This window comes from Arthrobacter sp. E44, from assembly GCF_041877125.1.
Taxonomy (GTDB): domain Bacteria; phylum Actinomycetota; class Actinomycetes; order Actinomycetales; family Micrococcaceae; genus Arthrobacter.
Genome location: NZ_JBHDJA010000001.1, coordinates 157,949 through 182,472 on the forward strand (window position 1 = coordinate 157,949; position 24,524 = coordinate 182,472).

General features: G+C 66.1%; 15 protein-coding genes and 2 tRNA genes. 11 read left to right on the forward strand and 6 right to left on the reverse strand.

Annotation, left to right across the window (positions count from 1 at the left end; translation table 11 throughout):
• The first annotated feature begins 31 nt into the window (after positions 1-31).
• Positions 32-1,363, forward strand: coding sequence for a glutamate-1-semialdehyde 2,1-aminomutase (gene hemL / locus ACETK3_RS00730; protein WP_237428543.1), 1,332 nt, complete (start codon positions 32-34; stop codon positions 1,361-1,363).
• A 161-nt stretch (positions 1,364-1,524) separates the two neighbouring features.
• Here the strand turns inward: hemL and ACETK3_RS00735 are convergent, their stop codons facing one another.
• From ACETK3_RS00735 to ACETK3_RS00750, 4 genes are all read right to left on the reverse strand, one after another.
• On the reverse strand, positions 1,525-2,262 hold the full coding sequence (locus ACETK3_RS00735; protein ID WP_236820125.1) for an amino acid ABC transporter ATP-binding protein: 738 nt from the start codon (positions 2,260-2,262) through the stop codon (positions 1,525-1,527).
• Positions 2,259-3,023 carry an amino acid ABC transporter permease gene (locus tag ACETK3_RS00740; RefSeq protein WP_236820124.1) on the reverse strand — a complete coding sequence of 255 codons (765 nt, stop codon included), beginning with the start codon at positions 3,021-3,023 and terminating at the stop codon, positions 2,259-2,261. The genes ACETK3_RS00735 and ACETK3_RS00740 overlap by 4 nt, the downstream gene beginning before the upstream one ends.
• 33 nt (positions 3,024-3,056) lie before the next feature.
• Complete coding sequence (locus ACETK3_RS00745) at positions 3,057-4,007, reverse strand: ABC transporter substrate-binding protein (RefSeq protein ID WP_236798953.1); 951 nt, start codon at positions 4,005-4,007, stop codon at positions 3,057-3,059.
• Between the two features lie 325 nt (positions 4,008-4,332).
• Positions 4,333-5,043 carry a 3'-5' exonuclease gene (locus tag ACETK3_RS00750; RefSeq protein ID WP_373992350.1) on the reverse strand — a complete coding sequence of 237 codons (711 nt, stop codon included), beginning with the start codon at positions 5,041-5,043 and terminating at the stop codon, positions 4,333-4,335.
• Between the two features lie 63 nt (positions 5,044-5,106).
• Here ACETK3_RS00750 and ACETK3_RS00755 point away from each other — a divergent pair, with 63 nt between their 5' ends.
• The 3 genes from ACETK3_RS00755 to ACETK3_RS00765 all read left to right on the forward strand — a co-directional run bounded on the left by ACETK3_RS00755 (position 5,107) and on the right by ACETK3_RS00765 (position 12,424).
• Positions 5,107-5,523 (forward strand): MGMT family protein, encoded by a 417-nt coding sequence (locus ACETK3_RS00755; RefSeq protein ID WP_373992351.1) that lies wholly within the window; start codon positions 5,107-5,109, stop codon positions 5,521-5,523.
• 161 nt (positions 5,524-5,684) lie between these two features.
• Entirely contained in the window at positions 5,685-8,903 is a 3,219-nt protein-coding gene (locus ACETK3_RS00760; RefSeq protein ID WP_373992352.1) for an ATP-dependent helicase, read from the forward strand.
• Positions 8,900-12,424 (forward strand): UvrD-helicase domain-containing protein, encoded by a 3,525-nt coding sequence (locus ACETK3_RS00765; protein WP_373992353.1) that lies wholly within the window; start codon positions 8,900-8,902, stop codon positions 12,422-12,424. The genes ACETK3_RS00760 and ACETK3_RS00765 overlap by 4 nt, the downstream gene beginning before the upstream one ends.
• A gap of 92 nt (positions 12,425-12,516) precedes the next feature.
• Here ACETK3_RS00765 and ACETK3_RS00770 read toward each other — a convergent pair whose 3' ends face one another.
• The gene (locus tag ACETK3_RS00770) at positions 12,517-13,911 is read right to left on the reverse strand and encodes a phosphotransferase (protein WP_373992354.1); all 1,395 of its coding nucleotides are present in this window, start codon (positions 13,909-13,911) and stop codon (positions 12,517-12,519) included.
• A 139-nt stretch (positions 13,912-14,050) separates the two neighbouring features.
• Between ACETK3_RS00770 and nudC the strand changes: the two genes are divergently transcribed.
• From nudC to ACETK3_RS00785, 3 genes are all read left to right on the forward strand, one after another.
• Positions 14,051-15,073 carry an NAD(+) diphosphatase gene (gene nudC, locus ACETK3_RS00775; protein ID WP_373992355.1) on the forward strand — a complete coding sequence of 341 codons (1,023 nt, stop codon included), beginning with the start codon at positions 14,051-14,053 and terminating at the stop codon, positions 15,071-15,073.
• A 55-nt stretch (positions 15,074-15,128) separates the two neighbouring features.
• Positions 15,129-17,264, forward strand: a complete 2,136-nt coding sequence (locus tag ACETK3_RS00780; RefSeq protein ID WP_373992356.1) for a UvrD-helicase domain-containing protein — start codon at positions 15,129-15,131, stop codon at positions 17,262-17,264.
• Between the two features lie 68 nt (positions 17,265-17,332).
• The gene (locus tag ACETK3_RS00785) at positions 17,333-17,956 is read left to right on the forward strand and encodes a YgjP-like metallopeptidase domain-containing protein (protein ID WP_373992419.1); all 624 of its coding nucleotides are present in this window, start codon (positions 17,333-17,335) and stop codon (positions 17,954-17,956) included.
• Between the two features lie 121 nt (positions 17,957-18,077).
• Here the strand turns inward: ACETK3_RS00785 and ACETK3_RS00790 are convergent, their stop codons facing one another.
• Positions 18,078-19,523: a zinc-dependent metalloprotease gene (locus ACETK3_RS00790; RefSeq protein ID WP_373992357.1), complete on the reverse strand. Its 1,446-nt coding sequence runs from the start codon at positions 19,521-19,523 to the stop codon at positions 18,078-18,080.
• A 137-nt stretch (positions 19,524-19,660) separates the two neighbouring features.
• Here ACETK3_RS00790 and ACETK3_RS00795 point away from each other — a divergent pair, with 137 nt between their 5' ends.
• From ACETK3_RS00795 to ACETK3_RS00810, 4 genes are all read left to right on the forward strand, one after another.
• Positions 19,661-20,872, forward strand: coding sequence for a PDZ domain-containing protein (locus ACETK3_RS00795; RefSeq protein ID WP_373992358.1), 1,212 nt, complete (start codon positions 19,661-19,663; stop codon positions 20,870-20,872).
• Positions 20,873-21,051: 179 nt separating this feature from the next.
• Positions 21,052-24,036: a UPF0182 family protein gene (locus ACETK3_RS00800; protein ID WP_236798944.1), complete on the forward strand. Its 2,985-nt coding sequence runs from the start codon at positions 21,052-21,054 to the stop codon at positions 24,034-24,036.
• A gap of 118 nt (positions 24,037-24,154) precedes the next feature.
• Positions 24,155-24,228: transfer RNA gene (locus tag ACETK3_RS00805), tRNA-Met, on the forward strand.
• 191 nt (positions 24,229-24,419) lie between these two features.
• Positions 24,420-24,493 (forward strand) — tRNA-Met (locus ACETK3_RS00810).
• The last annotated feature ends 31 nt before the right edge of the window (positions 24,494-24,524 follow it).

Genomic DNA, 24,524 nt, shown 5'->3' on the forward strand with positions numbered 1-24,524 from the left:
TGCTCTTCGGCAAACTGAGAGAATAGGAACCATGACTTCCAGCAATCCTCGCAATGAGGCACTCTTCGACCGCGCCCGCCAGCTGATGCCGGGCGGCGTCAACTCCCCGGTCCGGGCTTTCGGTTCCGTCGGCGGAACGCCGCGCTTCATGGTCTCCGCCAAGGGACCGTACCTGACGGACGCCGACGGCAAGGAATACGTGGACCTCGTCTGCTCCTGGGGCCCGGCGCTCCTGGGCCACGCCCACCCGGCCGTCCTGGATGCCGTGCACGCCGCTGTCGATCGCGGGCTGTCCTTCGGTGCTTCCACCCCTGACGAGGCCAACCTCGCCGAGATCGTCAAGGAGCGTGTTCCCGCCGTCGAACGCCTCCGCATGGTGTCCACCGGCACCGAGGCCACCATGACGGCCGTCCGGCTGGCCCGCGGGTTCACCGGACGCAACCTCATCATCAAGTTCGCGGGCTGCTACCACGGCCACCTGGACGGCCTCCTGGCCGCGGCCGGTTCGGGCGTGGCCACCCTGGCCCTGCCCGGCTCCGCAGGTGTCACCGAGGCCACCGCCGCCGAGACCCTGGTGCTGCCCTACAACGACCTCACGGCTATCAAGGAAGCCTTCGCCGCCCACGGCCAGAACATTGCGGCCGTCATCACCGAGGCAGCCCCTGCGAACATGGGTGTCGTCACCCCTGCCGAAGGATTCAATGCAGGGCTCTCCCGGATCACCCGCGAGCACGGCGCACTCCTCATCGTTGATGAGGTCCTGACCGGCTTCCGCACCGGCTACTCCGGCTACTGGGGCCTCACCGGCGGCGCGCCCGACGCCGAGGACCCTTGGACGCCCGACCTGCTCACCTTCGGCAAGGTCATCGGCGGAGGAATGCCGACGGCGGCACTCGGCGGCCGTGCAGACGTCATGGACTACCTGGCCCCCACAGGCCCGGTGTACCAGGCCGGAACGCTGTCAGGAAACCCGGTGGCCATGGCGGCAGGCGTTGCCACGCTGACCCATGCCACCCGCGACGTCTACTCCTTCATCGACGTCCGGTCGCTGGAACTGTCATCCGCCCTCTCCAACGCCCTGGATGCCGCGGGCGTGGACCACTCCATCCAGTTCGCCGGGAACCTCTTCTCGGTGGCCTTCGGAACCTCGGCCACCGGCGTGCACAACTACGCCGACGCCCAGGCGCAGGAGGCGTTCCGCTACGCGCCGTTCTTCCACTCGATGCTGGAATCCGGGGTCTACCTGCCGCCGTCGGTCTTCGAGGCCTGGTTCCTTTCGGCCGCCCACGACGACGACGCCATGAACCGTATCTACGACGCCCTTCCCGCGGCAGCGAAGGCAGCCGCCGCCGCACAGGGATGAGCCCCCGGCGATAGGCGCCTCCCGCCGTCGTCCTCCGCTCGCGAGATGGCATTTAACGGCAGTTCCCGGGCATGGGACTGCCGTTAAATGCCATCTCGCGGAAGGCAAAAGGAACCCCCGCCTGCAGGCCGCAGGCGGGGGTTCCTTGTGTGCTTCAGCTGCTACAGGACGTCCGAGAGGAAGCTCTTGAGCCGGTCGGTCCGCGGCTCGGTGAAAAGCTGTTCCGGAGGGCCGGATTCCACCACCACTCCGGCGTCCATGAACGTTACCGAGTCCGAGACGTTGCGGGAGAAACCCATTTCATGGGTCACCACCACCATGGTCATGCCGCCCGTGGCGAGGTCCGCCATCAGCGCCAGCACGCCCTTGACCAGCTCAGGGTCGAGGGCGGACGTGGCCTCGTCGAAGAACATGACCTCCGGCTTCATGGCCAGGGCGCGTGCAATGGCCACACGCTGCTGCTGGCCCCCGGAAAGGTTGGCCGGACGGGAATCGGCCTTGTGCTTCAAGCCCACCAGGTCCAGCTGCTCCAACGCTTCGGCTCGGGCCTGCTCCTTGGAAAGCTTGCGCAGTTTCCGCAGGGCCAGCGAGACGTTTTCCTCCACGGTCTTGTGAGGGAACAGGTTGAACTGCTGGAACACCATGCCGATCCGGCGCCGGAGCTCGTCCGGATTGTCCTTCAGCACGGACCGTCCGTCCAGCAGGATGTCGCCCTGGTCAGGTTCGATCAGTCGGTTCATGACCCGCAGCAAGGTGGACTTGCCCGAGCCTGATGGCCCGATGACCGATGCCGTGGTGCCCTGCGGAACGTGCAGGTCAATGCCCCGCAGGACGTGATTGCTGCCGAAGGAAAGGTGGATGTTCTTGGCGCTCAGTGTTCCCGATGCGAATTCGCTCATGCCTGGGCTCCCTTTCCAACGACGGCTGCTGCCTCGTCCGGTTCTTTCTTTTCCGGCCGGCCTGTCCGCAAGCGGGTATCGATGTAGTTGACCAGGTGGGTGAGCGGAATGGTCATGGCCAGGTAGAAGATGGCAGCTGCCACATACGGGGACAGGTTACCGCTGCGGGCGGCAGCGTCCTGGCCGATCTGGAACAGTTCCCGTTCCGTGGCCAGCAAGCCCAAGGTGAAGACCAAGGAGGAATCCTTGATCAGGGCAATGAACTGATTCATGAGGGCAGGAAGTACCCTGCGGATACCTTGTGGCACCACCACAAGACGCATCGAGGGACCGTAGCCGAATCCCAGGGCGCGCGATGCCTCAAGCTGCCCCTTGTCCACGCTCTGAATGCCGGAGCGGAAGATCTCACCCGTGTAGGCGGCAGCCATGAGTGACAGCGCCGCGACGCCCATGGGGTACGGGCTGTTACTGCCTGTCAGTTCGCGGAAGATCGGTCCGAATCCAAGGCCGATGACCAAGATGGTGAGGACCGCCGGGAGCCCACGAAACACGTCCGTGTACACCCGGGCAGTCCACCGCGCCACAGGATTCCTTGAGATTCCCATGAGAGCCAGGAGCAGGCCGACGACGGCCCCGATCAGTCCCGAGGTGATCGCCAGGACCAGCGTATTGGGCAGGCCCACCGCGAACATGCTTGGCAGAACCTCGGCGATCTGCTTCCAGTCAAGGAAGGTCTCTCCGAGTCGTGTCAGGAAATCCATATGGCGTCGCTATCTTTTGTGGTTGGCAGGTTTCTACTTTGCTGGGACCTTGACGGCCTTGCTGCCCGGCTTCCAACCCTCGGGGGTCTGCTCGGCAGCGGTCGGACGGTCCTTGTACCACTCGGCGGTCAGCTTGGACCAGGTACCGTCGGCAACTACGGCATCAAGGGCAGAGTTCAGCGCTTCCAGCAAGGCAGGGTTGTCCTTGGCAACGGCGTAGGCAGTGAAGTTCTGCGTGTTGAGCTTCTTCTCGGCAATCTTCGTGCCGTCACCGGGCTTTACCTGGCCGGTTGCCTGCTGCGACGGTGCCACCCAGGCATCCACCTGCCCGCTCTTCAAGCTGGCGAAAACGGTGTTGTAGTCAGGGAAGGAAACAGGCTCAAGGTTCAGGGTGTTCTTGACGTAATCTTCCTGGACGCTGCCGCTGACAACGCCAATGCGCAGGCCGCTCTTCAGTTCAGCGAACGTCTGGACCTTGGCGTCTTCCTTGGTCACCAGGGCCATGTAACCGAAGTCGTAACCATTGGTGAACGCAACTGTTTCACGGCGGGCGTCCGTGGTGGAGATCGAGGAGGATCCGACGTCGAACTGCTTGTTCTTGACCTGGCTGAGAAGCGCCTGGAATTTAGTGGAAGCAAACTCGACCTTGAGCCCCAGCTTGTCGGCCATAGCCCGCAGAAGCTCGTTGTCGTAGCCAGTGAACTTGCCGGACGAATCAACGAAGATATTCGGCGGGGCGTCTGACAGGGTTCCGACGCGCAGGGTGCCCTCAGTAACGAGGCCCAGCTTGCTCTTGTCGATTTTGTCGAGGGGGGTGACATCGGCAGTGGTGTACTTGTCCAGCGTCTGCTGGTCGCTGCCCTTCAGGGCGTCCGTGGGGGTGCCGCTGGGCTGGGAAGACCCGCCGCCGCAGGCTGCGAGGGAAACCGCGAGGGCAAGTGCAACGGGAGCGGTAGTGAGCCACTTCATCGCTTTGATTTTCATCAGGTTGTCACTTTCATGAGAGTCGTAAGTCGACCGGGCCGCAAGGCAGCGCTGGGGCGCCTGGCACCTGCCCGGCGCTCATCCAACTCTCCGGGACAGGGGTGACTGCAAAACTTTATTGTCTCACCAGGGCAGAACCGGGCTGGCGCCGAAGAAAAAGAGTAGCTTTCGGTCTAGAGGCGAATTTAATGCGCTCCACGACGCTTTCAGGCGTCAAGGGAAGTGCTAGTGGTCCCTGCAGGCGAACGCTGCTCAGCGAGGGGCAGGCTTTATGTTTCCCGGCGTGACTGTGAGATGCCTCCCACTTGGAGGCACGGCGATGGTTCTAGAAGCCGCCTGCCGTGGCATCCTGCGGCGGAAGTACGGGCCAGTCTCCCTCAATGACGGCCGCGGGCTTCGTCTTCCGAAGATACCCCTGGAAGTCGGCGGCCTGGCTGACGGCCCAATCCACCTGGAGCTGGTGGAGCTGGCTGGCGGGCATCATCAGCTTTGGGAACTTCCCTGCCATCGCATCAAGGACCCGGAGGGTTGCCAAGGCATCAGCCGCCGACGTGTGGGCGTTGTCCAGCACCACTCCGTACTCCTCGCAGAGCGCGGTGAGTGTGCGTTTGCCCTTGCGGTACCGGTCAACCTGCTTGTTCATGATGTACGGGTCCAGGACCGGGAAGCGGGTGAGCTGCGGGATTCCGTAGCGGGCCGACTCGGCGGCAAGGACCGTGAAATCGTAGCTGGCGTTGAATGCAATCACCGGGGTCCCGGAATCGAAGAGCTCCTGCAGCGCCGCCGCCACTTCGCGTGTGACCTCGTGGGCGGGCCGGCCCTCCCGCCTGGCCTGTTCTGTGGTGATGCCGTGCACGTCGCTTGCCTCGGTGGGGATCTCGACGCCTGGATCGGCCAACCACTCGTGTTCCTTGATGACCCGGCCTTCGTGGTCCACCACGGTGATCGACGCCGTGACGATTCGTGCCGCCCGTGAATTACGGCCGGTGGTCTCAAGGTCGAAGGCTGCGCGGGGGAGTGTGTTCCAGGAGCTCATGCTTCAACGCTAAGGGGACCCGCCGACAATTCCCGGGAGCGCCACTGCGGCTACATTGGATCAATGCGGAATGAGTACGTCCAAGCGGTCCTGGCCGTCGTGAGGCTGGTGCCCGCAGGGTCCGCAGTGTCGTACGGGGACGTCGCCGAGCTCCTGGGGTCAGGAGGCCCGCGCCAGGTCGGTTCCGTCATGAGCCACCATGGCGGAGGTGTTCCATGGTGGCGTGTCCTGAAAGCCAGTGGCCATGCACCCGAGGGCCACGAAGCCGAGGCGCTGCTCCTTTACCTTGAGGAAGGAACCCCGCTTCTGGGGGATTACAGTTTGTACTTGCGCAGCGGGGAGGGGCGGTGGCGGGTGGATCTGGCCGCGGCGCGCTGGGCGCCGACAGAAAGTGATTTTGACACCATCGATGAAGTTGCCGAGGACCTGGAGCGCCGCCTCCATCGATTGTCGGTGGCTGATGATGGAATGAGTTTGTGACCGTAACTATTCCTTTGACCGGCCCCTGGGACCCCCACCGGCAAGAGCCTGGGACTGGCCAGGAGCCGGCAGCACCGGGTGCAGGAGGCACTGGAACCAGCAGCGCCCTGCCGGGGTCGCCGGCCCTTCGGCTGCTTCCGCCACGTCGCTTGCATGTGGAAGTGCCCCGGCTCACACCCGATCAGCAGGCAGCGGTCGACGTCGTGCAGGGTTCGGGACCCGTACTGGTGCCTGGCGCCCCGGGTACCGGGAAGACCACCGTCCTCGTCGAGGCCGCCGCCCAGCGCGTCTTTCGCGACGGCGTCGACCCCGAACGCATGCTGATCCTTGCACCCACCCGCCTGGCAGCGGACTTCCTGCGCGACCGTTTCACTGCCCGGCTGGACAGGAGCCTGAGCACCACCCCGGCCAGGACATGGGCTTCATATGCGTTCGACGTGATCCGGCGGGCGAAGGCCGAAGGCGTCATCCCGCTGTCCAGGCCGCCGCGCCTGCTGTCGGGTCCGGAACAGGACCTCATCATCAAGGAACTCCTAGGGGGCCACCAGCTGCCAGGACTGGAATTGCCCTGGCCTGCTGATCTGGAAGGCGCGATGGAGACCCGCGGCTTCCGCCAGGAAGTGCGCCAGCTCTTTGACCGCATCATTGAATCAGGCCGTACAGCCGAAGACCTTGCACAGCTGGCGGATGACTGCGACCGGCCGGACTGGAAGGCCGCAGCGGCCCTCTATGCCGAATACCGGGACGTCCTGGACCTGCGGATGCCGGAGGCCTTCGACCCCGCTGGGATCATCACGGCGGCCAGGCAGATCTTCCAGGACTCACCCGATTTCCTCGCGGCGGAGCGCGCCCGGCTGCAGGTGGTCCTGGTGGACGATATCCAGGAGGCCAACCCGGCCATCTTCGAGTTACTGGCGGACATCACCGGCGGCAAGGACTGCTACGTGACGTCATCCCCGGACACGGTGGTCCAGGGCTTCCGGGGTGCCCGGCCCGATCTGGTGGCTGAACTGCCCCGTCTGCTCTCGGCCACGGGGGCCGTCATCGAGCGCCCGCTTTGGAATGCCCACGGCCTCGCGCCTGCCGTGGCGCAGGCCTGGTTGAACGTCGCAGGCCGCATCTCGCAGCGCGCGGGCGGGCAGCTGGCCCGCCGCCTTGAGCAACCCACGTGGCCTGCGCAGGGTGAAGACGCAGGGGAGCCTGAAAATTCCGGACAGACCGCAGATGAGGCGTCGGAGGGCAGCGTGGAGGCCCACCTGGTCCCCACTCCCGTGCACGAGCTGCGGTATGTTGCTCAGCGGATCCTGGACCAGCACATCAACCACGACCGCGACCTGGCGGACATTGCCGTCATCGTGCGCAACGGCGGCCAGGTCAGCGAGCTGCAGCGGTACCTTGCCGGACAGGGCATTGCCGTACGGGTACCGGTGGCGGAGTCCGCAGTCCGGGACGAGGTAGCTGTACGTCCCCTCCTTGATGCGTTTGCCGTCGCCCTGGATCCGGCGCTGTTGACGCCGGAGGCCGCGGTTTCATTGCTTACCTCCCGCATCGGCGGGGCCACCTCCATTGAGCTGCGCAGGCTGCGGCAATCGCTGCGGCGGGAGGAACTCCTGGGCGGGGGTGGGCGGGCAAGTGACGCCCTGTTGGTCGAAGCACTGCTCGAACCGGGCGCGCTGGGTGCGTTGGGTATCGAGGGCCGCGCCGCCCGCCGCACTGCCCGCATGATCCATGCTGGGAGGGAGGCAGCAGTCCTGCCCGGAGCCAACGCGGAGTCAGTGCTGTGGGCACTGTGGGACTCCACCGGGCTCTCGCGGGTGTGGACAGCCGCGGCACTGGAGGGCGGACCCCATGGCGCCCGCGCCGACCGTGACCTTGACGCAATGATGGCGCTCTTCCACACGGCGGAGCGCTATGTGGACCAGATGCCCGGCGCCGGGCCCGAACAATTCCTCGAATACCTCCTGAACCAGGAGCTTCCCATGGACACCCTCGCAGCCCGCGCCCAGCTCGACGATGCTGTGGAACTGATGACTCCTGCCAGTGCGGCAGGCCGGGAATGGCCGGTTGTGATCATCGCCGGGCTGCAGGAGGGAGTATGGCCCAATACAAGGCTCAGGGGTGAACTTCTCGGAAGCACCCTGTACGCGGACGCTGTGGAGCACGGTCCCGCCTACGCCCTCCAGCGCGATCCCTTGAGCCGGCTGCGGGACATCCGCTACGACGAACTCCGAAGCTTCTCCACCGCGGTCTCGCGGGCACGCGAACTGCTGGTGTGTACCGCGGTGTCTTCGGAAGACGACCAGCCATCGTCCTTCCTGGATTTCGTTGCGCCCTTGGTGCCCGGCCAGGAGGCAAGGCCGTTCACCCAAGTGGAACGGCCCATGACTCTGCGCGCCCTGGTCGCTGAACTTCGGCAGCATGCCCAGCTGGATGGAGATTTGCCCCAGGCGCAGGAAGCAGCCAAGGTCCTGGCACACCTTGCCGCCGCGCAACCGGCCGTTGCCGGCGCGCACCCGGACAGCTGGTGGGGATTGGCCCCCCTGACATCCTCCGAGGCAGTGGTTCCGCCCGGCGGGACCGTTTCTGTATCCCCATCGAAGGTGGAGACGGTGCAAAAGTCGCCCTTGGACTGGTTTGTCCAGGCAGCAGGTGGCGAACCGGCCACCGACTTCGCCCGGAGCCTGGGAACCCTGGTGCATGCAATCGCCCAGGACATGCCAGACGCATCCGGATCCGAATACGTGGCTGAACTCGTTCGCCGCTGGCCGGTGCTGGGCATGAAGGACAACTGGGAGGGAAGGCTGGACTTCCAGCGCGCCGAGGCCATGGTGCGGAAGCTGGCGCAGTATGTGCTGTCCATGAGGAGCGAAGGCCGCAGCCTTCTGGGCGTGGAGCAGGACTTCGAAGTGGCCCTTGGCGAGGTGGCGGTGGATGAAGCGACGCCGCGGGAAGCGGTTCTCCGTGGGCAAGTGGACAGGCTGGAGATCGACGGCGAAGGCCGCCTGGTGGTGGTGGACCTCAAGACCGGGAAGCGGCAGCCGGGCAAGGGCGAGCTGTCCCGCCATCCGCAGCTTGGTGCATACCAGGCCGCAGTACTGGCCGGCGGCTTCGACGCCGGACCCGCCGGAGCCCGGCAGCCCGGGGGAGCGGTGCTGGCACAGCTGGGGACCACAGCCAAGAGTCCCGCCATCCAGCAGCAGGAACCACTAAACCCGGAGGAGAACTGGGCCTTGGACATGGTCAAGGACGCCGCCACCGTCATGGGCGGCAGCGAGTTCATTGCCCGGCACGACCCCTCAAAGGGCAGCCATGGGGGCCATGGTTGCCGGCTCCCCGAGGTATGCCCCTTGTGTGTGCGCGGAAGGCAGGTGACCGAATGAGAGAGGCACTTTCCACGCTGCCTGCGGCACAGGATGTACTGCCCGTACGCTTCAGCCCGGAAGAACTTTCCGTGCTGCTCGGCGAAAAGAACACCCCTACACCTGAGCAGTCGGCCATCATTTCCTCGCCCCTGGCACCCCGTCTGGTGATCGCCGGAGCAGGATCGGGAAAGACCGCCACCATGGCGGACCGGGTGGTTTGGCTGGTGGCCAATGGCTGGGTCACCCCGGAGGAGGTCCTGGGGGTGACCTTCACCCGCAAGGCTGCAGGCGAGCTGGCCAGCCGCATCAGGTCAAAGCTCCTGGCCCTGCAGCGCCTCGCCGCCAAGGACACCAGGATGTTCCCGGAGGGCCTGCTGAGCACCGACGACCTGGAGCCCAAGGTGTCCACGTACCATTCGTTCGCGAGTGGCGTCGTCTCGGACTATGGGTTGCGGCTTGGCGTGGAGCGTGACGTGGTACTGCTGGGCGGAGCGCAGGCCTGGCAGTTGGCAAGCGAAGTGGTGGAGGCGTACGACGGCGAATACGCCCACTTCCGGGCCGCCAAATCCACCTTGGTCAAAGCCGTCATCCAGTTGGCGGGAGAGTGTGCCGAGCACCTCCAGGAACCCGAGGACGTCGAAGCGTGGCTCATGGCGCGCCTTTCGGAGTTTGAGTCACTGCCTTACGTGGCCGGCAAGATGAAGAACCCGCCCAAAGCGGCCGCGGACCTTGCGGGTATGCTGCGGACCCGCGCAAGCGTCGCGGACATGGTAGGCCGTTACGCCGCGGCCAAGCGTGCCCGGGGCGCACTCGATTTCGGCGACCTGGTGGCGCTCGCCGCCAAGGTGGCACAGGATGTCCCGTTGGCGGCCCAAATGGAGCGGCAGCGGTACAAGGTGGTTCTGCTGGACGAGTTCCAGGACACGTCCTACGCGCAGCTGGTCCTCTTTTCCCGTCTCTTCGGCGGCGGCCATGCGGTTACAGCGGTCGGTGACCCCAATCAATCAATTTATGGGTTCCGTGGCGCGTCGGCCGGACAGTTGTTCCACTTCGTCCGCGAGTTTCCGGTCCGTACCCGCGCGGCGGAACCTGGAGCGGGTTGGGCGCCCGCTCCAACTTCCTACCTGACGACAGCGTGGCGGAACGGCCGGTCCATCCTCTCGGCCGCCAATGTCATGTCGCAGTCCCTCGGCAGGGCAGCTGCACAAAATGGACCTGCCGGGGGCAAGGCCGCGGCCGCTGAGGTCCCTCCATTGCAGCCGAGTCCATTTGCCGTGGAGGGGACTGTGGTGCTTGGCCGCTTTGCCAGCGACGTGGAGGAGGCCGCCGCCTTGGCCGACGACGTCCTGAAATACCGGGTCACCGACTTTGAGCTGAAACCCGACGGCACTGCCGAACCTCCGGCCATCGCAGTGCTGTGCCGCAGGCGCGCCCAGATGGAGACCGTCCGGCGGCAGTTTGAAGCCCGGGCAATCCCTTACGAAATCGTGGGTCTTGGCGGTCTGCTGGACACCCCGGAGATCGTCGACCTTGTTGCCACCCTGCGGGTGCTTGCCGATCCTGGCCGCTCCGATGCCCTGATGCGGCTGCTTGCCGGTGCCCGGTGGCGGATAGGTCCCGCCGACCTCATGGCATTGCGCGACTGGTCAAGCCAGCTGGCGCGGAGCCGTGGAACGGCTGCACAGGGATTCGACGACCACAGCCTTGACACCGACAGCGACGAGACGGATGCGCCAATCCTCGAAGGTGACCTGACTGACGGCGCCAGCCTGGTGGAAGCTTTGGACTTCCTTCCCCGGGACGGGTGGACGTCGCCGACTGGACGTACCCTCAGCATGGGGGCGCGCAGCCGGTTGTCGCGCTTGTCGATTGAGCTGCGGCAGCTGCGGGCCTATCTGGGTGACGACCTGACCACACTTCTGGGTGAGGTAGAGAGGGCCATGCTGCTGGATATCGAGGTGGCGGCCCGCCCAGGGATCAGCATCCACCAGGCCCGCCGCAACCTCGACGCCTTCCAGGATGCAGCTGCCGGCTTCCTCCGCACCTCCCAGCGGGTGGACATCCTCGCCTTCCTGTCCTGGCTGGAGGCTGCATCGGCGGAAGAAAACGGGTTGGAAGCTCCTGCCAGCGACGTCAACCGGGAAGCGGTGCAGCTGCTGACCGTGCACGCGTCCAAGGGCCTGGAATGGGATGTGGTGTTTGTGCCCGGAATGAATGCGGGCGCCTTCCCCAGCGACAGGGACTCCCGCTGGAGCAGCGGCGCCGCCGCGCTGCCCTGGCCCCTGCGCGGGGACCGCGCGGACCTCCCCCAGTGGGACCTTGACCAGCCGGACCAGAAAGGCTGGCTGGATGCCGAGAAGGACTACAAGGCCGGCGTACAGGCACATGGCGAGTCGGAGGAACGGCGCCTGGCCTATGTTGCCTACACCAGGGCCAAGCACGTGCTGTGGGTGTCCAGCGCCGCCTGGGTTGGTTCACGGGCCGGGCGGGCGGAGATGTCACCCTTCCTTGCCGAGCTTGAAGCCTTGACCCAGCCGGCGGACGGCGTCCCGTCTCCGAATGCGGTGGTCCACCCGCTGTCGCTGGCGGAAGCCGACCTTCCTGACCAGAGCCCGCTGACCCTCGAAACAGAAGAAGCAGGCTGGCCATACGATCCACTGGAAGGACCGGTGGATCCGCGGAGCGGTGAACGCCTTCGCTTGGCCCGCGGACGGCGTACAGCCATGGAAGCAGCCGCCCAGCGCGTGCGGGGGATCCTGGAGGCAGGCGCCGGCAGGCCGGTTCCCGGAGAGGTGGCAGGGAACCACAGCGCTCCCGGGAAGGAGAACAGCCCACTGTCCGGGGCCCGGCCCGAGCTTGCGGGTGTGGCGGCAGGCTGGGCCCGTGAAGCAGCCTTGCTGCTGGAGCGCAGGGCAAAGAGGTCCGGTGGCCAGGATATTCATCTGCCCACCCACATTTCCGCTTCAACCCTGGTTGACCTCGGCGACGACCCCAGCGCCGTATTGGGACGGCTGCGCCGGCCCGTGCCGCGTGAACCTGGTATGTCGGCGCGCAAGGGCACCGCTTTCCACGCCTGGGTTGAGGAGTACTTTGGAACGGCAGGGATGCTGGACCTCGGTGAAGCGCCGGGTTCAGACGACCACATCGATGCCGCTTACAACCTCGACGAAATGGTGGCCACCTTCAAGGCCTCCCCGTGGGCCGACAGGTCGCCCGCGTTCGTGGAGGTCCCGGTGGAAACCAGGGTGGGCGAGGTTGTGGTCCGCGGACGGGTGGATGCCGTCTTCCAGGACGCCGATGGCCGCTGGGACCTGGTGGACTGGAAAACCGGACGCCGCCCGTCCGGGGAACAGCTGAAGACCCGTTCAATCCAACTCGCGGTGTACCGGCTCGCGTGGGCGCGACTGAAGGATGTGCCGCTGGAGGATGTGCGGGCAGCATTCTTTTACGTTGGCGATAACGCCGTCGTCCGGCCGCACGACCTGGGAACGGCGGCTGAGCTGGAAGGAATCGTTGCTGCGGCGCTCAGCCGCCCCTAGGACCGGCGGGCCAGGACCGCCGCGCCTGGGGGCACCGGCACGAACGCGTCGCGGCCTACTCTCCAGCCGACACGGGCCGCTCCCTGCGAAGCTCAGCCCTGTTTGACGTTGATGACGGAAATAGCGGCAGTTGAGGTGTCGTCCGGACCCTTTTCTTCCTTACCCGGCCCCGCCTGGGCCTCGCCTTCGGCCGCGGGTGGTTCCACCGGAATGGGGGCTACATGCACGGCAGGACGGGGGCGTCCTGCCAGCTCTGCCTGGGCTGCCGGCTGGGCGCCTACGGCAGGCCGTGCCTGTCCGGAAGGTGTGGCCGGACCAGGCTGAACGGTCGCAGGTTGGGCGCCCGCAGGGCTGGCGGGATCGGCGTGGGTGCCCTCAGGGCTGGCAGGGCCAGGTTGGCCAGGGCCGGTTTGCGCGGGGACGGGGATGACAGTAACGGCGGGAGTGACGGCTGAACCGCCACTCCCCGTTACATGGGCTGTTGCGGAAGCTCCGGCAGCGGCAGGTGCTGCTGCTCCGGACGTATCCGGCCCGTTCTTGGCCGGCAGCGGCTCGACGCTGATGGGCTGCCCGCCGTACTCGGCGATGTCGCTGGCGAGGCTTTCCAGCATTCCCTCCGCTTCGCTGACCATTTCAGGATCACCCGCGGCCAGGCCTTTGACCAGGTACTGCGCCAGGGCGAACTCCGCGGACAGGGCGGCCCGGCGCAGCAGGTGCTGGTCCGGGACGTCGCGCCGGCTGGACGTGTAGGCGGCCAGCACCGTGTCGATGAAGTCCTGCTCGTTGGATGCCACCAACCAGGCAAAGTCGTCGGCAGGGTCGCCGATGCGCAGATCCGTCCAGCCGGTGACTGCGGTAACACGTCCGGACTCCACCAGCAGGTTGTCCTCGTGCAGGTCGCCGTGCACCACACAGGGGTTGAACCGCCACAGCGAAACATCCTCCATGGCGTGTTCCCACCGGCGCAGCAGGGTGGCGGGTATCTTCCCGGTGGTTGCAGCCTGGTCCAGTTCGTTCAGCCTCCGTTGGCGGAACTCGTTGGGGGTGTAGCTGGGAAGATCGGCGTTGCTGACCAGTGACCGCGGCAGGTCATGGATTGCAGCCAGGGCGGAACCGATTTCGCGGCCCAGCGCGGCGGGGCCGGACGTTAATTCCTCGACGCTGCGCGTGCTGCCGGACAGGTGCGAGTATACGAAAGTGGTTAGGGCCCCCAACCGGACGCTGCCCGCCACGGTCGGCATGAGGAACGGCAGTTCCGCCCGGACCCCCGGCGCGAAAGCACGCAGCACGAGGAACTCCGTTTCGAGCCGGGCGCTGGCTTCGGCGTGCCGCGGCGACCGTACCCGCCAGCGCTTTCCCTCGGAGTCAAGGAGCAGGGCTGAGTCGAAGTCCGCTGGGTCATCCGGCGCAGAGCTAACGGCCGTCGGGGTCAGTCCGGGGACTGCCGCGGTTGCAATCGCCGCCAGTTCAATCGGTTTTCTTCTCACCGTTCCACGGTAAGTTGCGCGCCGTCCCAGAAGGCGGTCCGGCCGCGGCGAGTCTTGAGATAGCTGCAAATCCCGGAAACCAACCCGGACGGACGCCCGGGAAATGTGAAATGTCGGTGGCAGTCAGTACGGTGGAACCATGAGCCACGCGGAGTCCGTAACACCCGTCCATCAGGCCGTGCCCGCACCACTGCCGGCAAACCACCTTGTGGACACCCTGCTTCCGGTGAGGCCGGCCCTGGTGGACCGCGGATCTGCCGTGCGCGGCAGGCCCGGCATGGTGGATGAGCTGCTGGCCGGTCCGGAGGCTGTGGCCGCAGTCGTGTCCCGGCGCCAGGGGCTGGTGCGGGGGAGCAGCCTGGTCCTGACTGGGGCCAGGGACCTCCTTGCGGAACTCAATGCGGCAGGATTCGCGCCGGAGCTCGTCGTATACCTGGGGTCGGCCCTGCCCCCCGCCGATCTCCCAGCCGGGACCGAGCTGTTGCTGTTCGTGCTGCCTGAACCCCCGGAACCTGGCACCGCCGGGATTCCTGCCGACGCAGCCTGGGCCGGGTTCCGGGAGGTCGCGGCAGGATTGACCGCCACCTCCACTGCCCTTTTCGTCGAGTCCAGCGCCATCGCCAACTGGCACGCAGCCCACACCCACTGCCCCCGTTGCGGGACACCCACAGAGGTGGAAGCCGGCGGCTGGGTGCGCCGGTGCCCGGCAGACAATTCAGAACATTTTCCCCGGACTGATCCCGCCATCATTGTCACGGTGGTAGGACCGGACGGCCGGCTGCTCCTGGGCGGCGGCGGCCCTCCGGAAGCCCGGAACTACTCCACCCTGGCCGGCTTCGTCGAGCCAGGAGAGTCGCTCGAGGAAGCCGTAGTCCGCGAGATCCAGGAAGAGGTGGGGGTGCGCGTCACCGCCTGCCAGTACCTGGGCTCCCAGTCGTGGCCGTTCCCGGCCTCCCTTATGCTTGGATTTACCGCCGTTACCGAGGACGCCGAAGCAACGCCCGACGGCGTGGAGGTCACCAGGGCCCGCTGGTTCAGCCGCGGGGAACTCCAGGATGCGGTGCTCAGTGGGGAGATCACCATTTCCACCAGGCTTTCCATCGCCCGTTCCCTGATCGAGCACTGGTACGGCGGCCGGATCCAGGACCTGGCCGACGCCTAAGTTATTCCATTCACCAGACACCAGCACGCGGTAGTCGAGAAACAAAGCAGCAGAAGTGACTACAGAGAATTTTGATGGATCCGGTTCCCTTGAGGACCGGATCCTTGGAGGGCTGGACGACGAACAGCGTGAGGTGGCCAGCACCCTGAACGGTCCGTTGTGCGTGCTGGCCGGGGCGGGAACCGGGAAGACCCGCGCCATCACCCACCGCATCGCCTACGGCGTGCACTCCGGGGTTTACACACCGCAGCGCGTTCTCGCAGTCACCTTCACCGCCCGCGCGGCCGCTGAGATGCGCAGCCGCCTGCGGGACCTCGGCGCGGGAAATGTGCAGGCAAGGACGTTCCATGCTGCCGCCCTGCGCCAGCTGCAGTTCTTTTGGCCGCAGGCTGTGGGCGGCACACTGCCCAACCTGCTGGACCACAAGGCCCAGCTTCTTGCGGAGGCGGCCCGCCGGCTCAGGCTCAGCACCGACCGGGCGTCCATCCGCGACCTTGCCTCGGAAATCGAGTGGGCCAAGGTATCCATGCTGACCCCTGCCAACTACCTGGAAAACGCCCAGGGGAGGGGCGCACCCGGCGGGTTCGACCTCACAGCGGTGGCGCGTGTCTTCCAGTCCTACGAGGATGTGAAAACCGACCGCAACGTGATTGACTTCGAGGACGTCCTGCTGATCACGGTGGGCATCCTGCAGGAGGACGAAAGGGTAGCCGCCACCGTTCGCGAACAGTACCGGCACTTCGTGGTTGACGAATACCAGGACGTGTCACCGCTGCAGCAGCGGCTCCTGGAGTTCTGGCTCGGCGGGCGGGACGAACTCTGCGTGGTGGGTGACGCCAGCCAGACCATCTACTCCTTTACCGGCGCATCGCCCCGGCACCTCCTGGACTTCAAGGCCCGCTACCCGCAGGCCAACGTGGTCAAACTCATCAGGGACTACCGTTCAACGCCTCAGGTGGTGAAGCTGGCCAATGACCTGCTGGCCGGCCGCCCCAGCGGAGGGCCCACCGCTGACGCCGCCTGGGCCGCGCCCCTGCAGCTTGTGGCCCAGCGTCCAGCCGGGCCTGCACCGCAGTTCACGGAGTGCACGGATGATGAAGCGGAAGCCGCCACCGTGGCGCAGAAGATCAAGGCACTGCTCGACGCCGGCACTCCGGCCAGCCAGGTGGCCGTCCTTTTCCGCACCAACGGGCAGTCTGAGGCGTACGAGCAGGCATTGGCAGCGGCGGGCATCGGCTACCAGCTCCGCGGCGGTGAGCGCTTCTTTGCCCGCAAGGAAGTCCGGGACGCCATCCTCCAGCTGCGCGCGGCCACCAGGGCTGTGTCCCCAACGGATGCCCCGGAACCTCTCGGGCAGCTGGTGCGCGACATCGTTTCCTCCCTGGGCTACACCGATTCCGCGCCGCACAGCGGCGGGGCCCTGCGCGAACGCTGGGAGTCGTTGGCGGCACTCGTGGCGCTGGCCGATGAACTCGTGCAGAACCGCGGAGCCCAGTTCGGCCTGGGGGACTTCGTCAACGAACTCCAGGAACGCTCCCTCGCCCAGCACGCGCCCACCGTGCAGGGCGTTACGCTCGCTTCCCTCCATGCTGCCAAGGGCCTGGAATGGGATGCCGTCTTCCTGGTGGGCCTCAGCGAAGGGCTGATGCCCATCTCCTTCGCCGATTCGCCTGAATCGGTGGATGAAGAGCGGCGGCTGCTGTACGTCGGCATCACCCGTGCACGGGAACACCTGTCCCTCTCGTGGAGCACGGCAAGGACACCAGGGGGCCGGGCCAACCGCAAGCCGTCCCGGTTCCTTGACGGCCTGCGGCCTGACTCGGTGGCAAGTTCAAGCACCCGCGCAAAGGGAACCGTACCGCGCCGCAAGGCTGCCGCCCCCGCCGTCTGCCGGGTCTGCGGCAGCATGCTTGCCACGGGAGCTGAACGGAAGGTGGGCCGCTGCAATGCGTGTCCGCCCACTTATGAGGAACAGACCTTCGACGCCCTGCGCAGCTGGCGCCGGGAAGTGGCGCAATCAGCGGACGTTCCGGCGTTCGTGGTCTTCACCGATGCCACCCTTACTGCCATCGCCGAAGCCAGGCCCGCGTCGATGGAGGAACTGTCGGGACTCGCCGGCGTGGGTCCCTCCAAGCTGGAAAGGTACGGGGAAGACGTCCTCCGGGTCCTGGCCGAAAGCTCGGTCCTGTGAGGCGCAGCCCCAACAGCAGCTCGCGGCAGGCACCTGCCCGGCAGGCAGCACCCCGGCCGGCCGCGGCCCTGACCACAGCGGACGGTTCCCCCGTGGAGGTGCGGCGGTCTGCCCGGCGCACCCGCACGGTTGCTGCGTTTTGGGAGGACGGGACGGCGGTGGTTGCCATCCCGGCCCGGTTCACGGCAGCCCAGGAGCGCGAGTGGGTCCACCGCATGCTGGCCAAACTGCACAAACAAGGGGAGCGGCACGCTGCATCCGGCCGGCGGCGTCCTGCCACTGATGAGGCCCTTGCAGCCCATGCGGCAGAGCTGTCCGCCCAGTATCTTGGAGGCCGGTCACGTCCTGCTGCCGTCCGATGGGTGGGCAACCAGAACTCCCGGTGGGGGTCCGCCACCCCGGCCGACGGAACCATCCGACTGTCGGACAAGCTACAGCCCATGCCGCAGTGGGTCATCGACTATGTCCTGCTCCACGAGCTTGCCCACCTCCTGGTGGCCTCGCACAACGCGGCTTTCTGGAAGCTGCTGGAGGCCTATCCGGAAACCCAGCGGGCCAAGGCGTTCCTTGAGGGCGTCTCGTTTGCAACGTCCCGCGGCCTGGCGCCCCGGGGTCTGGACAAAGGGGACGCGGCGGAGAGCCAGACAGGCACTGGGCAGCTGCCCGGCGAGTGGTCCGACGACGCCGACTAGGACTTTTCCGGGCACTCCGCCCCTGCTCCCGGTCCTTGAACACGGCTCCCGGACCTTCAACACGGCTCCCGGTCCTTAAACACGCTGGCGGGCCAGGGAATCCTGGCCCGCCAGCAAAGTGTCAGCCCCTTGGCTGGTCTGTACCGCCGTCGTCGTCCTGGCCTGGGGAGTCCTCGCCTCCGGAGTCGCCGCCCCCGGCGCTGTTGTCAGTATCGTTGGTGTCCTCGAAGCCGCCGCTGAGCAGCTTCTGCAGCGCATCGTCCACCTCGCTGTCGCTGGCCTCGGCCAGCTTACGGCGGGAGCTGAAGCCCTTGGGGTCATCCAAGTCCTCGGCAGTGGGCAGCAGGTCGGGGTGGTGCCAGATGGCGTCACGGCCCTCGATGCCCCGCTCCTCCTTCAGGGTGGCCCACAGGGTGGCGGCGTCGCGGAGCCTGCGCGGGCGCAACTCAAGTCCCACCAGGGAAGCGAAGGCGTGTTCGGCGGGCCCGCCGGTTGCGCGCCGGCGCCGCACTGTTTCGCGCAGCGCGGCGGCGGACGGCAGGACCTTCTCCGTGGCAGCAGCGGTCAGTTCATCCACCCAGCCCTCCACCAGGGCCAGCGCGGTCTCGAGCTTCTCCAGCGCCTGCTCTTGGGCGGGGGTCCGCTGCGGCATGAAGACGCCCTGGGACAGGGCCTCCTGGATGCCCTCGGGATTGCTGGGGTCCAGGTCGCGGGCAAGCTCCTCAATGCGTGAGGTGTCGATGTGGATGCCACGGGCGTAGGCCTCTATGGCGCCCAGCAGGTGTCCGCGCAGCCACGGGACCTGCACGAAGAGGCGCGCGTGCGCGGCTTCGCGCACGGCAAGGAACAGCCGGATGTCGTTCTCGGGCAGGGACAGGCCTGCACCGAATGCGGCGACATTTGTTGGCAGGAGCGCCATTTCAAGGTCGGCGAGCGGCACACCGATGTCGGTGGAGCTCACCACGTCCTGGGACAACGCGCCGATGGCCTGCCCCAGCTGCATGCCGAAGATCGCGCCGCCCATGTTCTGCAGCATGGACGAGGCGCCGCCCATCATGGCCTTCATTTCCTCGGGCATCTGCTCCGTCATGGCGGAGGAGAGGGCGTTGGCGATGCTGTTGGCCACGGGCTCCGTGAGCCGCTTCCAGGTCCCCAGTGTGGCTTCCACCCATTCGGCGCGCGACCACGCCTTGCCGATCAGGCCGGTGGAGGGCAAATCGGTGACGGGGTCCAGCCACAGCTCAGCGAGGCGTAGGGCTTCGTCCACATCCCGCGACTGCTGCGCCGTGACCGACGGATCAGAGCTGCTTGCGGCCACACGGCGGGCATTGTCGTGGGCCAGGGTCCAGTTGACGGGGCCCTCCGACGGGGCGCTCATCATCGCCTGCACCTGTGAGAACATCTGTGCCAGCAGGTTGGGGTCGTCCGGCAGCCCGGCCGCCTTGGCCAGTTCGGCGGGGTCGAAGTTCTCCATCCCCTTGCCGCCCATCAGGTTCTGCAGCATTTCGGTCAACGGATCCTTCGGATTGTCGTCGCCGTTGGACGGATTGAGTGGGTTGGAGGTCATGGTCCCGCCGATCGCTGGTGTGACTGTTGATCAACCTTCACGGTACCCCGGCGCGGGTCGGCTGTCTGCCGCCCGCCGCCGTCGTTCGCTGTAGGCAAAGCGCCCCCGGCGAGCCGTCACCGCGTAGTGTTGGTGGGGTGACTACAACCCGTGGCGGACATCCCTCCGAGGACCACGTTCCCGACGTTTCCCCCTTCTCCGCTGCCGGCCCCTTTGGCCCTGGCAGCACGCCGGAAAGCGCCGGAAGCGGCGACGCCGTGGAGGCGGACCGCGGGGTTGAAGCGGCCGACGGCGGACGTCCCGGCAGGCGGCTGTCCACCATGATGATCGCCGGGCTGGCTGCGCTGGGGTTGGGAATTGCGGTGGGTACACTGCCGGTGCCTTACGTCATCGAGTCGCCCGGCCCCACCTACAACACGCTGGGGGAGAGCCAGGGCCACCCCGTGATTAATGTGAGCGGCCATGAAACGTATCCCGCTGCCGGGAGCCTGGACCTGACCACCGTCTACGTTGACGGCGGCCCCACCGGCTCCGTCAGCATCCTCAGTGCCTTCTCCGCCTGGCTGGACGGCTCCAAGTCCGTCTATCCGGTGGAACTGATCTATCCGACCGGCACCACGAAGGAAGAGGCGCAGGAACAGAGCGCGGTGGCCATGGCCACGTCGCAGGAGAATGCCGTGGCCTCCGCACTGAACGAACTGAAGATCCCGTTCGGACAGCAGCTGCAGGCCGCGGGTCTGTCCAAGGATTCGGCGTCGGCAGGCAAGATCCAGCAAGGGGACATCCTCAAGGCCATCAACGGCAAGGACATCACCTCGCTCTCCGTTGTCCAGGATGAACTGGCCGAGGGCAAGGGGGTCCCGGCAACGGTGACAGTTGAGCGTGCAGGCCAGCCGGTCACTGTCCAAATCACTCCCAAGGACAATGGCCAGGGCCGCTTCATCCTGGGTGTCATGCTGAAATATCTCTTCACTTTCCCTTTCCAGGTGCAGATCTCCCTGGACAAGGTGGGCGGCCCCAGCGCAGGGCTTATGTTCTCGCTGGGCATCATCGATACGGTCACGCCCGGTGACCTCACGGGCGGCAAGCACATTGCCGGCACCGGCACCATCTCCCCGGAAGGAACGGTGGGCCCGATCGGTGGCATCGGCCAGAAGATGCGGGGTGCGCGCTCCGCCGGTGCCACCCTTTTCCTAGCGCCCGCCGGCAACTGTGACGAGGTTGCCGGCCACGTTCCCGACGGACTCCAAGTAGTCAGGGTGCAGAACCTGGCCGAGGCCCGGCACGCAGTGGAGCTGGCCGGAAGCGGGCAGGATACCTCCGCACTTCCTGCCTGCACCGGCAAATAGCACCTGCGCCAGCACTAGACTGAGCCCAACTAGACTCGACAGGAACTAAGCTCCACCGCCACTCGTGGCACAGATGACGGACGAAACCAGCCGTTTGACCGGTACCGTACGTCGCTCGCACGCTTCGAATCTCGACGACCAGCTATGAGGTACCCAGTTTGTCCCGTCCCGCCAGCACCATGTCCACAGGCAGACCCCCTTCACGACGCGGCGCCCTGACGCCCACGTTGATCGTTGTCGCCCTGGTGGTAGTGGGCTTCATTTTCTTCGCCAACGTCTGGACCGATGTCCTCTGGTACCGGCAGCTGGGCTTCGTCGAGGTCTTCGTCACCGAGAACCTCGCCAAGATCGCAACCTTCGTGGCCGGCTTCGCCATCATGTTCGCGGCCGTCTTCTTCTCGATCCGCATTGCCTACAACGCCAGGCCGGTCTACGCGCCTGACTCGGAGGTCCGGGACAACCTCAACCGGTACCAGGCACAGCTGGAGCCTGTCCGCAGGATTGTCATGATTGGCCTGCCCGTCCTCTTTGGCTTGTTTGCCGGCAGCGCAGCCGCCAGCCAGTGGCAGAAAGTCCTGCTGTTCTTCAACCAGGTGGGCTTTGGCCAGGCCGATCCGCAGTTCAACATGGACATCAGCTTCTACCTGATGACCTTGCCGTTCCTCGGGTTTGTAACCGGATTCCTGATCAGCGTGGTGGTGATTGCGGGCATCGCCGGCATCCTCACCCACTACCTCTACGGCAGCATCCGCCTAATGGAGCGCGGCGTGTTCACCAGCCGCGCCGCGCAGATCCACATCGCAGTGACCGGCGCCGCGTTCCTGGTGCTCCTGGGCGTCAACTTCTGGCTGGACCGTTACTCTTCCGTGCAGAACAACGGCGGCCGCTGGGCCGGTGCCCTCTACACGGATGTCAACGCCGTCATCCCCACCAAGGCCATTCTCGCCGTGGCCGCCGTGCTGGTGGCCATCCTGTTCATCGTGGCGGCCGTAATCGGCCGTTGGCGCCTGCCGGTGATCGGCACGGCAATGCTGATCATCACGTCCATCCTGGCCGGCGGTGTTTATCCCTGGGTCATCCAGCAGTTCCAGGTCCGCCCATCGGAGCAGACGCTGGAAAGCGAATACATCAAGCGCAACATCGAGAACACGCGCAAGGCCTACGGCCTGGACGGTATCGAGGAAACCCGGTACGAGGCCACCAACACCGCCAACACCGGCGCCCTGGCCCCCGATGCGCAGACCACGGCCAACATCCGCCTCCTGGACCCGAACCTCATTTCAGACGCCTTTGCGCAGCTGGAACAGTACCGCCCGTACTACCAGTTCCCCAAGGCCCTCAATGTGGACCGTTACGAGGTGGACGGCAAGATCCAGGACACCGTCATCGCGGTGCGTGAACTGAACCCCACGAACGTGGCCACCAACCAGCAGGGCTGGCTGAACCAGCACGTGGTGTACACGCACGGCTATGGGGTTGTGGCTGCCAAGGGCAACAAGTTCACGGCTGACGGCAAACCCGAATTCCTTCAGTCCGGTATCCCGTCGACAGGCGTGCTGGGCAATGACAACACTTACGAACCCCGCATCTACTTCGGCGAGTCCTCCCCTGAGTACTCGATCGTGGGCGCCCCCGACGGCGCTACGCCCCGCGAGCAGGACCGGCCTTCCGGCAAGGAAGGGGAGGGGGAGACCCAGTACACCTTCAAGGGCAACGGTGGCCCCAACGTTGGCTCGTTCTTCAACAAAATCCTCTACGCCATCAAATTCCAGTCCTCAGACCTGCTGCTGTCCGACGGCGTGAACCCGGAGTCGCAGATCCTCTACGACCGCAACCCGCGCGAGCGGGTCCAGAAGGTGGCCCCCTACCTGACCGTTGACGGCGGTGCGTATCCGGCAGTCGTGGACGGCCGGGTCAAGTGGATCGTGGACGGCTACACCACCAGCCAGTACTTCCCATACTCACAGCAGAAGTCATTGTCCGATGCCACCGCTGATTCGCAGACTACTTCCGGCCGCGCCGTGGCCCTGCCCAACAGCACCGTGAACTACATCCGCAATTCGGTGAAGGCAACGGTGGATGCCTATGACGGTTCGGTCACCCTGTATGCCTGGGACGACACCGATCCTGTCCTGAAGGCCTGGCAGAAGGTCTTCCCGTCGACGCTGAAGCCGTACTCCGAGATGTCCGGCGCCCTGATGAGCCACGTCCGGTACCCGGAGGACCTGTTCAAGGTCCAGCGTGAACTGCTGGGGCAATACCACGTGACGGATCCCACCAGCTTCTACAAGAACAACGATGCCTGGAGCACCCCGGCTGACCCGACCGTGAGTACGGATGTGAAGCAGCCGCCGTTCTACATGTCGCTGCAGATGCCTGACCAGGAGAAGCCGGCCTTCCAGCTGACGTCCTCATTCATCCCGCAGATCGTCAACGGAAATGCCCGCAACGTGCTGTACGGCTTCCTCGCCGCCGACTCCGATGCAGGCAACCAGGCCGGCGTGAAGGCGGACGGCTACGGCAAGCTGCGGCTGCTGCAGATCCCGCCGGAGACCCAGGTTCCCGGTCCCGGCCAGGCGCAGAACAAGTTCAACTCCGATCCCACCGTGTCGCAGGCGCTCAACCTGCTGCGGCAGGGAGCATCGGACGTCCTGAACGGCAACCTGCTCACCCTGCCCGTGGGCGGCGGCATCCTCTATGTCCAGCCGGTTTACCTCAAGTCGACGGGTGAGACATCCTACCCAACGTTGCAGCGCGTCCTGGTGGCGTTCGGCGACAAGGTGGGCTTCGCGCCTACCCTGGACGCTGCGCTCAAGCAGCTCTTCGGTGGGGATTCGGGTGCGGCAGCGGGTGACTCCGCCAACAACGGACAGACTCCGGCAGGTCCGGCAGCGCCTGCCACCCCCGCCGAGGCGGATGCCAAGGCCCAGTTGAAGGCGGCGCTGGATGAGGCGAACTCGGCCATCCAGGCCGGCCAGAGCGCGCTTGCAGCCGGCGACTTCGCTGCCTACGGCGACGCGCAGAAGAAGATTGCCGCGGCGCTGAAGAAGGCCATGGACGCGGAGGCCAAGATCCCGGCGACTGCCCCGCAGGCCAGCCCGGCCCCCGCAGCCTCCGCCGCGCCTTCGGCCACGCCTTCACCGTCCGCGTCAGCGGGTCGGTAGTATGACGTCGCCAGCCCGGTATCTGCGCCCACGGGAGCAGATGCCGGGCTGGCGTAACGGACGTCACGCCGCTCTGATTTGGCCTGCGGTTCACCTCCCGGTAGAGTAGTTCTTGCGACGCGGGGTGGAGCAGTTCGGTAGCTCGCTGGGCTCATAACCCAGAGGTCACAGGTTCAAATCCTGTCCCCGCAACTGAGGAAAGGCCCGGACATTGGAAACAGTGTCCGGGCCTTTTTGCTGTCCCCCGCAGCCGCGGCAGCACCGCCGTCGAACTTTGCCATAGCGGCGGACGGGACCAGGGTGCCCGGTCAGGAGTTGGATCCCGAGTGGCCGCGCTGGGTGGTCAGTCCGCCGGCAAAAGTAGGGTAGTGTTGATCAAGCGACGCGGGGTGGAGCAGTTCGGTAGCTCGCTGGGCTCATAACCCAGAGGTCACAGGTTCAAATCCTGTCCCCGCAACTTATGAAGGCCCCGACCGGCAGTTACGCCG

What these genes read in the sequence shown, in the direction of transcription:
- ACETK3_RS00740 (WP_236820124.1), bottom strand. Translation starts at nt 3,023, where the DNA reads ATGGATTTCCTGACACGACTCGGAGAGACCTTCCTTGACTGGAAGCAG.
- hemL (WP_237428543.1), top strand. Translation starts at nt 32, where the DNA reads ATGACTTCCAGCAATCCTCGCAATGAGGCACTCTTCGACCGCGCCCGC.
- ACETK3_RS00800 (WP_236798944.1), top strand. Translation starts at nt 21,052, where the DNA reads ATGTCCACAGGCAGACCCCCTTCACGACGCGGCGCCCTGACGCCCACG.
- ACETK3_RS00790 (WP_373992357.1), bottom strand. Translation starts at nt 19,523, where the DNA reads ATGACCTCCAACCCACTCAATCCGTCCAACGGCGACGACAATCCGAAG.
- ACETK3_RS00765 (WP_373992353.1), top strand. Translation starts at nt 8,900, where the DNA reads ATGAGAGAGGCACTTTCCACGCTGCCTGCGGCACAGGATGTACTGCCC.
- ACETK3_RS00750 (WP_373992350.1), bottom strand. Translation starts at nt 5,043, where the DNA reads ATGAGCTCCTGGAACACACTCCCCCGCGCAGCCTTCGACCTTGAGACC.
- ACETK3_RS00755 (WP_373992351.1), top strand. Translation starts at nt 5,107, where the DNA reads ATGCGGAATGAGTACGTCCAAGCGGTCCTGGCCGTCGTGAGGCTGGTG.
- nudC (WP_373992355.1), top strand. Translation starts at nt 14,051, where the DNA reads ATGAGCCACGCGGAGTCCGTAACACCCGTCCATCAGGCCGTGCCCGCA.
- ACETK3_RS00735 (WP_236820125.1), bottom strand. Translation starts at nt 2,262, where the DNA reads ATGAGCGAATTCGCATCGGGAACACTGAGCGCCAAGAACATCCACCTT.
- ACETK3_RS00745 (WP_236798953.1), bottom strand. Translation starts at nt 4,007, where the DNA reads ATGAAAATCAAAGCGATGAAGTGGCTCACTACCGCTCCCGTTGCACTT.